Source organism: Paenibacillus sp. P13VS, assembly GCF_015143645.1.
GTDB lineage: Bacteria > Bacillota > Bacilli > Paenibacillales > Paenibacillaceae > Paenibacillus > Paenibacillus xylanilyticus_A.
Genome location: NZ_WYEV01000002.1, coordinates 143,059 through 157,623, shown reverse-complemented (window position 1 = coordinate 157,623; position 14,565 = coordinate 143,059). Strand labels below are relative to the sequence as shown.

15 protein-coding genes are annotated in these 14,565 nt (G+C 46.4%); all 15 read left to right on the top strand.

Annotation, left to right across the window (positions count from 1 at the left end):
- The first annotated feature begins 10 nt into the window (after positions 1 to 10).
- The 15 genes from yfmF to GUA98_RS01775 all read left to right on the top strand — a co-directional run bounded on the left by yfmF (position 11) and on the right by GUA98_RS01775 (position 14,463).
- A complete protein-coding gene (gene yfmF / locus GUA98_RS01845; protein ID WP_193721899.1) occupies positions 11 to 1,291 on the top strand; it encodes an EF-P 5-aminopentanol modification-associated protein YfmF in 1,281 nt (426 codons plus the stop codon).
- A 3-nt stretch (positions 1,292 to 1,294) separates the two neighbouring features.
- Positions 1,295 to 2,575, top strand: a complete 1,281-nt coding sequence (yfmH, locus tag GUA98_RS01840) for an EF-P 5-aminopentanol modification-associated protein YfmH (RefSeq protein WP_153978039.1) — start codon at positions 1,295 to 1,297, stop codon at positions 2,573 to 2,575.
- 22 nt (positions 2,576 to 2,597) lie between these two features.
- Entirely contained in the window at positions 2,598 to 3,347 is a 750-nt protein-coding gene (gene ymfI, locus GUA98_RS01835) for an elongation factor P 5-aminopentanone reductase (RefSeq protein ID WP_397332215.1), read from the top strand.
- A gap of 120 nt (positions 3,348 to 3,467) precedes the next feature.
- Positions 3,468 to 3,731, top strand: a complete 264-nt coding sequence (locus GUA98_RS01830) for a DUF3243 domain-containing protein (protein ID WP_095287701.1) — start codon at positions 3,468 to 3,470, stop codon at positions 3,729 to 3,731.
- Between the two features lie 187 nt (positions 3,732 to 3,918).
- Complete coding sequence (locus tag GUA98_RS01825) at positions 3,919 to 4,686, top strand: DUF3388 domain-containing protein (RefSeq protein WP_095287700.1); 768 nt, start codon at positions 3,919 to 3,921, stop codon at positions 4,684 to 4,686.
- 71 nt (positions 4,687 to 4,757) lie between these two features.
- Positions 4,758 to 5,813: a helix-turn-helix domain-containing protein gene (locus GUA98_RS01820; RefSeq protein WP_153978041.1), complete on the top strand. Its 1,056-nt coding sequence runs from the start codon at positions 4,758 to 4,760 to the stop codon at positions 5,811 to 5,813.
- 73 nt (positions 5,814 to 5,886) lie between these two features.
- Positions 5,887 to 6,051: a hypothetical protein gene (locus GUA98_RS01815; RefSeq protein ID WP_164764158.1), complete on the top strand. Its 165-nt coding sequence runs from the start codon at positions 5,887 to 5,889 to the stop codon at positions 6,049 to 6,051.
- A 149-nt stretch (positions 6,052 to 6,200) separates the two neighbouring features.
- On the top strand, positions 6,201 to 6,692 hold the full coding sequence (locus GUA98_RS01810; RefSeq protein WP_153978042.1) for a YajQ family cyclic di-GMP-binding protein: 492 nt from the start codon (positions 6,201 to 6,203) through the stop codon (positions 6,690 to 6,692).
- Between the two features lie 322 nt (positions 6,693 to 7,014).
- Complete coding sequence (pgsA, locus tag GUA98_RS01805; RefSeq protein ID WP_153978043.1) at positions 7,015 to 7,602, top strand: CDP-diacylglycerol--glycerol-3-phosphate 3-phosphatidyltransferase; 588 nt, start codon at positions 7,015 to 7,017, stop codon at positions 7,600 to 7,602.
- Between the two features lie 108 nt (positions 7,603 to 7,710).
- Positions 7,711 to 8,967, top strand: a complete 1,257-nt coding sequence (locus tag GUA98_RS01800; protein ID WP_153978044.1) for a competence/damage-inducible protein A — start codon at positions 7,711 to 7,713, stop codon at positions 8,965 to 8,967.
- A gap of 237 nt (positions 8,968 to 9,204) precedes the next feature.
- Positions 9,205 to 10,269 (top strand): recombinase RecA, encoded by a 1,065-nt coding sequence (gene recA, locus GUA98_RS01795; protein WP_095287695.1) that lies wholly within the window; start codon positions 9,205 to 9,207, stop codon positions 10,267 to 10,269.
- Between the two features lie 279 nt (positions 10,270 to 10,548).
- The gene (locus GUA98_RS01790; RefSeq protein WP_153978045.1) at positions 10,549 to 11,286 is read left to right on the top strand and encodes a regulatory protein RecX; all 738 of its coding nucleotides are present in this window, start codon (positions 10,549 to 10,551) and stop codon (positions 11,284 to 11,286) included.
- Positions 11,287 to 11,592: 306 nt separating this feature from the next.
- Positions 11,593 to 13,134, top strand: coding sequence for a ribonuclease Y (rny, locus tag GUA98_RS01785; protein ID WP_153978046.1), 1,542 nt, complete (start codon positions 11,593 to 11,595; stop codon positions 13,132 to 13,134).
- Positions 13,135 to 13,290: 156 nt separating this feature from the next.
- Positions 13,291 to 14,085 (top strand): TIGR00282 family metallophosphoesterase, encoded by a 795-nt coding sequence (locus GUA98_RS01780; RefSeq protein WP_095358572.1) that lies wholly within the window; start codon positions 13,291 to 13,293, stop codon positions 14,083 to 14,085.
- Between the two features lie 117 nt (positions 14,086 to 14,202).
- On the top strand, positions 14,203 to 14,463 hold the full coding sequence (locus GUA98_RS01775) for a stage V sporulation protein S (protein WP_019005392.1): 261 nt from the start codon (positions 14,203 to 14,205) through the stop codon (positions 14,461 to 14,463).
- Positions 14,464 to 14,565 lie beyond the last annotated feature (102 nt).

The window sequence follows — 14,565 nt, the reverse complement described above, 5'->3', positions numbered from 1 at the left end:
GTTTTGACATTTGAATACATCAGGATTTGAACGGGGCAGTCAAAAGGAGTTTCGTATCCATGTATTGCCCACTAAACGTTTCAAGACTTTTGCCATTTCGTTGTATGCAGGAGTCCCGCTGCAGGAAGAAACGGTCACCAAAGTAGCGCTTACGCCATTTGTGCTACGTCGTGGTACCCAGTCTTATCCTGAAACAACGGAGTTTCGTGAACAGTTGGAGCATTTGTATGGAGCTGGATTTGGTTTTGACGTTTACAAGCGTGGAGACTATCAGATTGTACAGTTCAGGATGGACACAATTAATGATTCCTTTGTAGGTGGGGATGAACAGCTTTTGGATCGTTCCTTTGCATTTTTGGGGGAGGTACTTACCCGTCCGGCAATGGAAGATGGGCATTTCAGAAGGACCTATGTGCATTCAGAACGTGAGACCGTCCGCAAACAGCTGGAGTCTGTTGTTAATGATAAAATGCGTTATGCGGCAGAACGCTGTATCGAGGAAATGTGTAAAAATGAGCCGTACCGCTTGCATCCATTAGGGAAACGTCAGGATCTGCCGGGAATTGAACCCGATGTGCTAACGACCGCTTATCAGACGTGGCTGCAGCAGGCCAGCATGGATCTGTATGTTGTAGGCGATACAACGCTCGAAGAAGTGGAGAGTCTAGTTCAAAAACACTTCAATGTAAATCGTACCCATTCTTCTAACTATGAGACCAACCAGGCCGTTCGCGGTGACAAAGAAGTGGAGACGGTCGTTGAACGACTAAATGTTAACCAAGGTAAACTGAATATGGGACTTCGCACATCCATTACGTATGGCGACTCGCAGTATGCAGCAGCATTAATGTACAACGGTATTCTTGGAGGATATCCGCATTCCAAATTGTTCGTTAATGTTCGTGAAAAGGAGAGTCTGGCGTACTATGCTTCCTCCCGGTATGACGGACATAAAGGCATCGCAACGATCCAATCCGGAATTGAAATCCCCAACTATGAAAAAGCCGTGACGATCATCAAGCAGCAGTTAGATGAAATGAAAAACGGAAATATTAGTGATCTGGAAATGTCCCAGACCAAAGCGATGATCCGCAATCTGCTCAAAGAAATGCAGGATTCCGCTTTTGAGATGATTGCGTACGACTTCAATCGTCAGTTATCGGGTAAGGAGCGGACCGCTGACGAGCTGCTCGCTCAGGTTGAGCAAATCAGCAAAGAAAACGTTCGTGAGGCGGCAGAGCAATTCCGTCTGGACACGATCTACTTCTTGCGGGATGAGAAGGGGGAATAACTGGTGGAGAGCATACATTACGAACATTTGCAGGAAACGCTGTATTACGAAGTCATGGATAATGGGCTTCATGTCTATGTATTGCCTAAACCCGGATTCCAAAAAACGTTTGCCACGTTTGCAACCAAATACGGCTCTGTAGACAATCATTTTCAGGTGAAAGGTCAGGAAGAAGTTCAGGTTCCCGACGGTATCGCTCATTTTCTGGAACATAAAATGTTTGAGGAACCAACAGGTGATATTTTTGCAACTTTTGCATCCAATGGGGCATCTGCCAATGCATTTACGAGTTTTGACCAGACCGTATATTTATTTTCTGCGACAGAACATGTGAATGAAAATATACAAACATTAGTCAACTTTGTGCAAAATCCTTATTTTACAGACCAGAATGTGGACAAGGAAAAAGGCATTATTGCACAAGAAATTAATATGTATGCCGATAATCCGGACTGGCGTGTCTATTTTGGATTGATTGAAGCAATGTACCAGAAACACCCCGTCCATATCGATATTGCGGGAACGGTAGAATCGATCGGCACGATAACTAAAGAGACGCTGTATACGTGTTACAATACGTTTTATCATCCAAGCAATATGCTTTTATTTGTTGTAGGTGGAGTAGAGCCTCAAGAAGTCATGGATATGGTTCGTTCGAACCAGGCAGAGAAAAACTACGAACCTCAAGGTGAAATCAAACGGATATTTGAACAGGAGCCTGCTGGGGTTGTGGAGTCCAGGAGAGAAGCACGACTCGCGGTTTCGTTGCCCAAGTGTCTGTTTGGCTTTAAGGAAACGGAAGTTGGATTCTCGGGGGAAGACCTGCTCCGGCGTGATATGACGACCAAGTTAATGCTGGATCTTTTGTTTGGCGCTAGCACGGCCCTATTTCAAAAACTGTATGATGAGGATCTCATCTCGGATAGCTTCGGACACGAATACATTAGTTCGCCGCAGTATGCATTCTCGGTTGTTGGTGGTGATACGAAAGACCCGGATCTATTGCTGGCCCGCATACGGGAAGAAGTTGATGTTATTGTAAAAAAGGGATTCGAAGCTTCGGACTTTGAGCGCGCACGCAAAAAGAAAATCGGGGGATATCTGCGCATGCTTAATTCACCGGAGAATATTGCTCATGAATTTACACGTGAGCAGTTCCGTGGCGGTGATTTCTTCAACATGATTCCGATCTATGAATCCATCACACTCGAAGAAGTAAATCGCAGACTGGAAGAGCATATTCGCTGGGAACAGCTGGCTGTATCGCTTGTCGTGAGTCCGTAATATGGAGAGGGGAACAGGACAAATGAAGCCGATTGGAGACATGACAGTACTGGTTACTGGAGCAAGCGGAGGTATAGGAGCGGCTATTGCAGAACGATTTGCAATGGTCGGTATGAACGTGGTTATTCACTATATGAAATCCCATGAGGCAGCCAATGAAGCAGCCAGAAGGTGCATGGAAAAGGGCAGCGGCAAAGTCATGACGGTGTCAGCGGATCTCCGCAGCCGGGAACAGATTGAGCGTATGCGTGAGAAATTGGAGTCTCATGGATTATTGCCTGACATTTTGGTAAATAACGCAGGCATATCGCATTATGGGTTGTTGTCCGACGTAACGGATGAAATATGGGATGAAGTAATGGCCATTAACTTGAAAGGCACATTTTTGTGTACTCAGATCATGATGCCTCACATGATTTCACAGCGATACGGACGAATCATTAACGTATCCTCCATCTGGGGATTATCAGGTGCATCATGTGAGGTACTGTACTCCACCACGAAAGGGGGCGTAAATGCCTTTACAAAAGCTCTTGCGAAAGAGCTTGCACCTTCCGGTGTTACTGTAAATGCAGTTGCCCCCGGAGCCGTTCAGACCTCCATGCTGAATCATCTGGATCAGGATGAACTGAAAATGCTGGAGGAGGAAATTCCAGCCGGGAGACTTGCGCAGCCAGATGAAATTTCCTCCCTTGTTTATTTTCTCGCGCTGCCGGAATCCGGTTATATTAACGGCCAGATCATTAGCCCGAATGGCGGCTGGCTTACTTGAAAAATAACGGCTTGGCACGTCTCGGCTGCTGGATGATTTATCCTGAATATTAATTGCTCGATAGGCACATATTACAACTGTTGATTTTAAATCTCATGCGACAGCTAAGGAGGATTTATCATGTCAACAGAAAAAACGGTGCTCAGCAGTTTTGACACATGGAAAAAGTTCTTGGGTGATCGCGTACAGCAAGCAGAGAAGATGGGCATGAGTGAAGACACCATCAACAAACTTGCGTATGAGATTGGTGACTTTCTGGATGAGAAAGTGGATCCAGCGAACCATTCCAACCGGGCATTGAAGGAAATATGGGATGTCGGCGATGCTGAAGAGCGTCGTACGATTGCGCGCCTGATGGTCAAATTGGCCAAACAAAACGCATAAGATTCACCGATGGAAAGCTCCCGCAAGGGGGCTTTTCTCTAATGATTACAGACCTGTTCTTGTAATTCATTTTCTTTTTATATATCATTAACGTGACCCATTTTTAGAAGATGTCTCAGTTCGGTGTCCTTCGGGCACGATCTGTTGCTGTCGAACAATGTGGAATATTGCATTACGGGGTGTTTAAATGGAATCTAAACAATGGTATATGGAATATAAAATACATAAGAACAGACCCGGTTTGTTGGGGGACATTGCCTCCATGCTGGGGATGCTTGAAGTAAATATATTGACCATTAATGGTGTTGAAGGCAAAACAAGAGGAATGCTGCTCGAATCCGACGACGATGAGAAGATTCGTTTGCTGGGTGAAATGCTTGCAAAGGTGAACAGCATTACGGTTTCCGCTCTGCGCCAACCCAAATTGGTCGACATCTTGGCTGTGCGTCATGGCCGTTACATTGACCGCGACTCGGACGATCGCAAAACTTTTCGTTTCACACGGGACGAACTTGGGTTACTCGTGGACTTTTTGGGTGAAGTATTTAAAAGGGAAGGCAATCAGGTGATTGGCCTTCGGGGCATGCCTCGTGTCGGAAAAACGGAATCCATTATCGCCGGTAGCGTGTGCGCGATGAAACGATGGACGTTTGTTTCGTCTACTTTGCTTCGTCAAACGATAAGAAGCCAACTCTCCGAGGATGAAATGAACCCAAACAATGTCTTCATCATTGATGGTATTGTAAGTACGATTCGTTCCAGTGAACGGCATTATAATCTGTTGCAGGACATTATGACGATGCCGAGTACCAAGGTCATTGAGCATCCTGATATTTTTGTGCAGGAATCAGAATATGACTATAACGATTTTGATATCATTATTGAACTTCGCAACAATCCGAATGAGGAAATTATTTATGATACGTTTACGGCCAGTTACACCGACGAACTGTAATGCTCCGTACGGAATCATGGAATAGATAGCAACAACCAAAGAGAAAAAGATAAACATAAGGAGGAGATAGCATGTCTGAACTGGGTCAGCAGTTAAGAGAGGCCCGGCTGCAAAAAGGGATGAGTCTCGACGATGTACAGGAAATGACTAAAATTCGCAAGAGGTACTTGGAAGCAATAGAGGCTGGGGACTATAAAGTGCTTCCTGGCAGCTTCTACGTGCGAGCTTTCATTAAAACCTATGCGGAGACGGTGGGACTAAACCCTGATGAGCTGCTGGAGGGACACAAGAAAGATGTACCGGCAGAGGAAACGGAAGCAACCATGGAGCCCGTGATTCAAAAACGGTCGAGTCGACCTGTGGAGCGCAGCAATCGATGGATGTCTGTAGCATTAATGTGGACATTTCCGATTCTGATTGTTGCCTTGCTGTACGTGTATGTGGTCATGAACAGGGATGACGCGGATACACAAGGCGTGGATCAAACCAAAATTACAGATAGTGAGCAAACGCCGAATGATCAACCGGATGAGACGACGGATAACGGTCAAGCGTCCACTCCACCGGATAACGAATCTGGAGGACAAGAAACCGGTCAGCCAGAAGGAGAAGCAGGCGGCAATGGTGGGGGTACCGACGTGACTGGTGAGGGTACCGAAGGTCAGACGGACGAACAAACCCCGGATGACACCGAAGACCAAGAGCCTGCAGATAATGCTGGGACTGTAACGGTTGCTGAAGATGGTAAATCCGGTAATATTACAAATTTCAAAGTAAACGGAAGTGCAGGTAAACCGGTTAAGGTTACCATTAATGCTTCAGGTCAGAGCTGGCTGGAAGTGTATAAAGGTGAAAATTCAAGTGGGGAAAAACTGCAATTTGGTATGACAGCCGATGGAGACAGTATGTCGTTTGATCTGGATAGTACCGGCTTGTACATTAAGTCTGGATATGCTGCGGCTACGACCATTGAAGTTGGTGGGCAAGTCGTAACAGATGGTAAGGCCACGAACCGGATTCGTCTCCAATTGGGAGATGAAAGCACAGGCGCGTCGTCCGGAACGAATGCGAACTCTGTCGAAGGCTCCGATGCAGGAACCGAAGGCTCTGCCACAAGCGGCGAATAAGGGCTTTAACTGCGGGGGACAATAAGGTTGTCTTCACTAGCAGTTAACTTTCGGTAAAGCGAGGTGGATGGCTATGACAGTCAGCTGGATCGTCACAGGTTTAGGAATCATTGTCAGCCTCCTGGGTTATTATTTGACTCCAAGCGCTTGGGGTTACGGAATTTTGGGCTTCGGACTTGCGCACGTCGTTCTGGGTGTGCTCGACATGTTCAGACAGCCCAACCGCAGCCGATATTAGATTGCTGTGCGTTAAAGCATTTTTGGTTACTGCAAAAGCGGTGGCTGAAAATGCTTTTTCGTTTGTTTACCCCTCAAAATTAGACTTTTCCGGGGCGAATCCTCTATAATGTTACACAGAACAAATGATTAATTGAAAGGGTGACCAGATTGAGCTCAGAAAATTCGTTCGACATCGTGTCCAAAATGGACTTGCAGGAATTAACGAATGCCGTTACACAGACCGAAAAGGAAATCAGCACACGTTACGATTTTAAAGGCAGCAAAAGCAGCTTGAAGCTGGATAAGGATGCATTGACAATCGTATCCGACGATGAGACCAAACTTAAGGCTGTCATTGATGTACTTCAATCCAAAATGGCCAAGCGGAATCTGCCGCTCAAGAACATTGACTATGGCAAAGTGGAGCCAGCTTCATCCGGGACAGTGCGCCAGCGTCTGAGTTTTAAACAGGGGATTGACCAGGATGTCGCCAAAAAGATCAATATTCTGATTCGTGATTCCAAAATGAAAGTGAAGAGCCAGATTCAAGGGGACCAGCTCCGGGTAACTGGTAAGAGTAAAAATGATTTGCAAGCGGTTATGCAGCTTTTGAATGGTGCCAATCTGCCTCTTGATTTGCAATATACCAATTTCAAATAAGTTTGTTACGTCCATTTTTGTTGTGAAAAACGTGTTTTGACACTGCAATTGGCGTATATTATACTAAGTGTGCATTGCTAGCAATCAAGCATAAAGCCCAGTCATCATCGTTTTGCTGACTTTGTGAAAAGCAGTACATCTTTTGGAGGTCGCCGGAACGTTTTAAACGATTTTGCGTTTGAACGGTTGACTTTATTTTTTGCGTTTTTACATATGAGATCCGTGGTGTACTCAGTGCATTTTACATGTTCACCTTCCGAATGATGGATACGGGATTAAGATGATTGTTTGAAGTATTGGAGGATAAGAGGGAGGGCGTCTTGTGAATTTACCCAACCGGATTACGCTTGCACGAATTTGCTTAATCCCTTTTTTAATGGTGTTTCTGCTCGTGGACTTTCCATTTTATCCGGAGCCTATGCAGATTGGAAGTTTTTCGCTTCCGTATAATCAGCTGATCGCTGCTATTATCTTTATCATTGCAGCCAGTACGGATGGAATTGATGGATACCTGGCACGGAAAAACAATATGGTCACCAATTTGGGCAAGCTGCTCGATCCGCTGGCTGACAAGCTGTTAGTGACTGCAGTACTCATTTCACTTGTTGAGATGGGTAAGCTGGATTCATGGATCGCTGTTGTCATTATCAGCCGGGAGTTTGCGGTGACCGGCCTTCGCCAAATTGCTCTGCTGGATGGATCGGTTGTGGCGGCCAGCAGCTGGGGCAAACTGAAAACCGTAATACAGATCGTAGCCATCGTTTTGCTTCTGCTTAACAACTTCCCGTTCTCTTATACGGGCGTACATGTTGATGTTATAGCCGTTTGGGCGGCAGCGATCATTACGATTTGGTCCGGCATTGATTATTTCATCAAAAACAAAAATTTGCTTAATTTATCAAAAGCGTAAAAGTTTAAGGTAAAACGGGTAATTTATGAAGGACAGCTTGCGCAAAGGGCAATAGGAAAACATCCTATTGCCCTTTGATCACTCACATTGTATACAGGAGGATGCTGAATGAAGGCAGAAATTATCGCAGTCGGAACAGAGTTGCTGCTCGGACAGATCGTAAATACGAATGCCAGATATTTATCCCGTGAATTGGCTGCTATCGGGATTGATGTTTATTTTCAAACTGTAGTAGGGGACAATCTGAATCGTCTAAGTGAAGCTATTCGAATTGCCCAAGGGCGTGCTGACGTCATTTTGTTCTCAGGCGGTATCGGACCTACGCAGGATGATCTAACCAAGGATGCCATAGCAGCAGTGTTGGGACGCAGCCTACATATTGATCGGATGGCCATGGATAAAATCGAAAGCTTCTTCAGGGATCGCAATGTGGAGATGACGGAGAATAACCGGCGTCAAGCCATCGTGGTTGAAGGAGGGACCCCGCTGGCTAATGAAACCGGCCTTGCTGCGGGTAATGCCATCTCAGATAACGGGAAGCATTATATTGTCATGCCTGGGCCACCGAAAGAACTGATCCCCATGTTTGAGCAGGAGGTCAAACCTTGGTTGTTCCAGCATGTTCTTACGAAAGAGATGCCAATTTATTCGAAAATGCTGAAATTTGCCGGGATCGGTGAGTCGGCATTGGAAGACCGTCTGCTCGACCTGATTGATAGCCAAACCGACCCTACGATTGCACCTTATGCAAGTGAAGGAGAAGTAACGGTACGGGTGTCCACGAAGGCGCCGAGTGAGAATGAGGCCAAGCAAAAGCTGGATGCCATGGAGGTACTCATTCGGGAACGGTTGCCTGAACACCTCTACGCGAACGAGGATGTGCCTATAGAGTACACAATTGTAACCATGATGGCTGATATGGGTCTGACCCTGAGCGCCGCTGAGAGCTGTACAGGAGGGCTTGTCATGCAGAGTCTGACTTCGATTCCAGGCAGTGCTTCCATGCTCAAAGGCGGAATCGTATGTTATTCCAACGAGATCAAGGAAAAGCTGCTGAATGTTCCTCATGACTATCTGGAGGGGGAAGATGCTCCCGGGGCTGTAAGCCCTGAAGTTGCTAAAGTATTGGCTGAGCAGGTACGCATGATAGGGGATTCCGATTTTGGTCTGGCCGTTACAGGAGTAGCAGGTCCAGGTTACTCTGAGCGTAAGCCTCCAGGTCTGGTTTTTATCGCTCTTGCTGAGCGGGGAAAAGAGACGGAGATTCACGAATTGCGTATCAATGGTAATCGGGAGACGGTCCGCATCCGTTCGACCAAGGCTATTTTATACCGCTTATGGCGCAAACTCGTCGCGATGGACTAGGTATACCTTGAATTGCTTTTAAAGCGGTAATCAAGTATAATCATAGCAGACGGAAGAACCGTAGAATTAGGCATTTAGCCTTGTTTGCGGTTCTTTTTTCTGTTTCATTGCAAGTTTTGCCCAGGAAGAGGCGCCTCGGCCTTACAAAAAAAAACGAATGTATGTTCGAAAAAAAGCTTGGCAAACGTGTTAAAACAAGGTATCATTATCTTATAAACAGTAAAGGGTGTGAGCATATTGTCAGACCGTCGTGCCGCGCTTGATATGGCGCTCCGTCAAATAGAGAAGCAATTTGGTAAAGGATCTATCATGAAACTGGGTGAGTCAACTCACATGCAAGTGGAAATCATACCCAGCGGATCCTTGGCTCTGGATATAGCACTTGGAACAGGCGGCTTGCCTAAAGGCCGGATTGTTGAAATATATGGACCTGAATCTTCAGGTAAAACAACTGTAGCATTGCATGCGATTGCTGAAGTGCAAAAAGTCGGTGGACAAGCTGCATTTATCGATGCCGAGCATGCACTTGATCCAACGTATGCTAGTAAACTGGGTGTTAACATTGATGAATTGCTTTTGTCCCAGCCGGATACGGGCGAACAAGCATTGGAAATTGCAGAAGCACTTGTGCGCAGTGGTGCTGTTGACATTATCGTTGTTGACTCTGTTGCTGCCTTGGTACCAAAAGCTGAGATCGAAGGCGAAATGGGGGATTCCCACGTTGGTTTGCAAGCACGTCTGATGTCTCAGGCGTTGCGTAAATTGTCTGGTGCAATCAGCAAATCCAAAACCATTGCCATCTTTATCAACCAGCTTCGTGAAAAAGTTGGCGTAATGTTTGGTAACCCTGAGACAACACCTGGTGGACGTGCCCTGAAATTCTACTCTACAGTTCGTTTGGATGTTCGCCGTATTGAGAGTATTAAATCAGGTAATGACATCATCGGGAACCGTACTCGTGTGAAGGTTGTCAAAAATAAAGTTGCACCACCGTTCAAACAAGCAGAAGTAGATATCATGTACGGTGAAGGTATCTCCAGAGAGGGTAGTATCATTGATATTGGTACAGAACTCGATATCGTTAATAAAAGCGGTGCTTGGTATTCCTATGAAGGCGAACGCCTGGGTCAAGGTCGCGAAAATGCGAAGCAGTTTATGAAAGAACATAAAGAGATCGCTCAAGTGATCGAGCAAAAAATTCGTGAAGCGAGCAATCTGACGACAGTAGTTCCAGCTCCAACGAGCGAAGATCAACAAAAAGAAGAAGCAGAAGAACAAGAATTGTTTGAGATTAACGAGTAATTCTTCCTGGCTGGGAGGCCCCAGAAGGCGTTCATTTACTGGACTTCCCGGATTGGGATGAATTGATTCGATCCTGCTAGGGAGACGGCGCGTGATCTCGCGCTGTCTAACAGCTCCTGTCCATTGGACAGGAGCTGTTAGCACATTTATTGAGTGAGCTGGTGCCGGGTGGGAATCCCGGCTTTTTGCATTTTGGTCGCAGTTTTCTTTAAGTAGATAGGTACTTCATAATCAGAAAGATAAAGAGTTGAACAAAACAAAAAGGAGGGAGAGACCTGAATGGATCAACATGATGATGATTTGTACGAAACAGCAGAACTGGAGGGGATCTCCCAATTCCCGGATAACGAAGAACTTACGATTACACGGGTAGAACGAACAAAAAGCAGGCAGGCCCGGTACCGGATCACGTTCGGTATGTACTCGATTACGGTTCTGGAAGATGTAATGATCAAATATAGAATGACCCGGGGCAACACATTTGTGAAGAAAGATCTCGAAGAGATCATAGTAGCGGATGAGCGGCAGCAAACCTATGTTCAGGCATTACGTTACTTAGAGCACAAACAGCGTACAAGGCATGAATTAAGCCAGCGACTTCGTCAGAAAGAGTTTGCAGCACCATTAATTGAAGAAGTGCTGGACCGGCTTGAGCAGGAGAAGCTTGTGGACGATGAAGGGTTTGCGAAGGAATGGACAAGGCAGCGTATGACAGGCCAGAGGAAGGGAAAACTGTGGATAAGGCAAGAGCTTCGTCAAAAGGGCATTGCCAATGAGCTCATCGTTGAAGCGCTTGAAGGCGTCGATGCGGATGTGGAGTTTGAGACAGCTTTGACCGCAGGGCGGAAGAAATGGAACCAAGTCAAAGGGGACATTGCAGAGAAGAAACGCAAAACGCTTCCCTTCTTGATGAGACGTGGATTTCCTATGGATATGGTACGTAAGGTTGTGAATTGTTTAATTGAAGAAGATGAAGCCGAAGATTCTGAAGATGACGAGTTGTTACCATGGGATTAACAGAGACTACACAGTGTACTGCATTCTCTTGACAATTTCTTTCGTCAAATACTAAAATGGACATGAGTCTGTAAGAAATGGACAACCCTTTTTCCTTCCAAAAAAGCGGTTTCGGTTTCTTAGGATTTACCCTTCATGATTATGGATTCGCTGAAGGCGGCGAATAGTACGTGGTAACATGTACACTTGAAATGAAAATCGGCGGGGGATCGCCGTAGGTATCGTTATTCCCAAACATATGTAAGCTTGAAAACAGCAAATTGACCCAAGGAGTGCCTTGGAGGAACCAACGAGGAGGTGAACAGTATGAATCCTGCAATCACGATCGTTCTCGTTGTGGCCGCGCTCGTTATTGGGTTCGGAGTCGGATATTTTATTCGCAAATCTCTTGCAGAGGCTAAAATCTCCAGTGCGGAACAAGCTGCCGTACAGATTGTTGAGAACGCGAAGAAAGAGGCAGAAGCACAGAAGAAAGAGACGGTGCTGGAAGCAAAGGATGAGATTCATCGCATTCGGGCCGAAGCTGAAAAAGACACTCGTGAACGTCGGAACGAAATTCAACGACAAGAAAGACGATTGTTGCAAAAAGAAGAGTCGCTGGATAAAAAGATGGAATCACTCGAACGTAAAGAAGAGCAAGTGGCCAACAAAGAGAAACGTATTGATGAGACACAGCAGCAGATCGAAATGATCTACAAAAATCAGGTGACGGAGCTGGAGCGTATTTCCAACCTCACCATGGAAGATGCACGCAGTATCATACTGTCCAACGTAGAACAGGAAGTTCGTCATGAGACGGCTCAAATGATCAAGGACATTGAACAGCAGGCGAAGGAAGAAGCGGACAAGAAATCCCGCGAAATTATTACCCTTGCCATTCAGCGTTGTGCGGCTGACCATGTGGCAGAGACAACCGTATCTGTTGTCACTTTGCCTAACGAAGAAATGAAAGGCCGGATTATCGGTCGTGAAGGACGTAACATCCGTGCACTTGAAACCCTTACGGGGATTGACCTTATTATCGATGATACGCCAGAAGCAGTTATTCTGTCGGGCTTTGACCCGATCCGTCGTGAGATTGCCCGTACTGCCCTCGAGAAATTGGTAGCTGACGGACGCATTCACCCGGCACGCATTGAAGAGATGGTGGAGAAATCCCGCAAAGAAGTGGACGAGCGCATCCGTGAATATGGTGAGCAAGCTACCTTTGAAGTGGGTGTACATGGTCTGCATCCGGATCTGATCAAAATACTGGGCCGGTTGAAGTTCCGTACAAGTTACGGTCAGAACGTCTTGAAGCATTCGATGGAAGTCGCTTATCTGGCTGGACTGATGGCTGGCGAACTCGGAGAAGACGTTACACTTGCAAGACGTGCAGGTCTACTGCATGACATCGGTAAAGCGCTGGATCACGAAGTGGAAGGATCACACGTTGAAATCGGCGTGGAGCTGGCGAAGAAATACAAAGAACATCCGGTAGTAATCAACAGTATCGCGTCCCATCACGGGGATTGCGAAGCAACTTCGGTCATTGCCATGCTGGTTGGTGCAGCAGATGCACTGTCTGCAGCAAGACCGGGTGCTCGCCGCGAAACACTGGAAACGTATATCAAGCGACTGGAGAAACTGGAAGAGATTTCGGAATCGTTCGAAGGTGTCGAGAAATCGTATGCCATTCAAGCTGGACGCGAAGTTCGCGTTATGGTGCAGCCTGAGAAAATCGACGATGCGGAAGCATTCCGTCTCGCACGTGACATCACGAAGATGATCGAGAATGAACTCGATTATCCGGGTCATATCAAAGTCACCGTCATCCGGGAAACCCGGGCGGTTGAATACGCTAAATAGAGCTTTACGGAAAAGTGGCCGCTGTAGTGGGCCACTTTTCCTGTTGAAAGCCCGGTAATGGGCTTGATTGGACGAACTAATGGGTTAGGGATACCCGCAAAGGCTTGATGCTGGTTATACCAAGTTAAGCTTGCGGGGAATTAAGGAGGCAATGCAATGAAAGTGCTGTTTATCGGTGATATTGTGGGTAATGTTGGACGTAAGGCTTTGAAGGAGAACTTGCCATATCTGAAGACGAAATATAAACCACATGTGGTTATTGTAAATGGGGAAAATGCAGCAGCTGGCCGTGGAATCACGGGGGCTATTGCCAACGAATTTTTCAACTGGGGTGTGCACGGGATTACGCTTGGCAACCATACTTGGGACAATAAGGACATTTTTGATTTTATAGATGACGAACCACGCATGATCCGACCTGCCAACTTTCCACCAGGAACACCAGGCAGAGGATACACGGTGGTCAAGGGTGAAGGCAAGGAGCTGGCGATCGTGAATTTGCAGGGTCGTACGTTTTTACCTGCACTTGATTGCCCATTCCGCGTTGCGGATGAGATTGTGGATGAATTGCGCCGGGATCATAAATGCATTTTGGTTGATATGCATGCCGAGGCGACATCCGAGAAAATTGCCATGGGCTGGCATCTGGATGGGCGTGCGTCACTGGTAGTAGGCACACATACACATGTACAAAGCAACGATGACCGTATTTTACCGGGTGGGACAGCATACTTGACGGATGCAGGCATGGTTGGGCCGCGTGACGGTATACTCGGTATGGAGCGTGAAGCGGTGCTGCGGAAATTTTACACCCAGCTGCCGGTACGCTTTGTAGTTGATGACGGCAAGTGGCATTTCCACGGTGTATTCGTTGAAATTGACGAGTCCACAGGTGCAGCAACGAAAATTGAAAAAATCCGACTGATGGAAGATGAGTGGCGCATGGAATAGGGGTATTGTCCCATTTTGCAAGGAAACCCGTCTAAAAAGAAGGAATTTTTTTACCTCCCGCGAATAACATCTAGTAAGTGGAAACAAACATTCAACATTCCCAGGGAGGTACTTACCATGGAAGTATTAAAAGTTTCAGCAAAGTCCAATCCCAATTCCGTAGCCGGCGCACTTGCAGGAGTTCTTCGTGAACGTGGAAATGCTGAACTGCAGGCCATTGGAGCGGGAGCACTGAACCAAGCCATTAAAGCGGTAGCGATAGCCCGGGGATTTGTAGCACCAAGCGGAGTTGACTTGATTTGTATTCCAGCTTTTACAGACATTGTGATAGACGGTGAGGATCGAACGGCCATTAAGCTGATTGTGGAGCCCAGATAATACATGTGATCATGCATTGAACCTGTTTACAGAGTAGACAGGTTTTTTTGCATTCTGTCTATAGGTTTAATACGAATTAGGGTTTACATAGGGAGGGTTAAT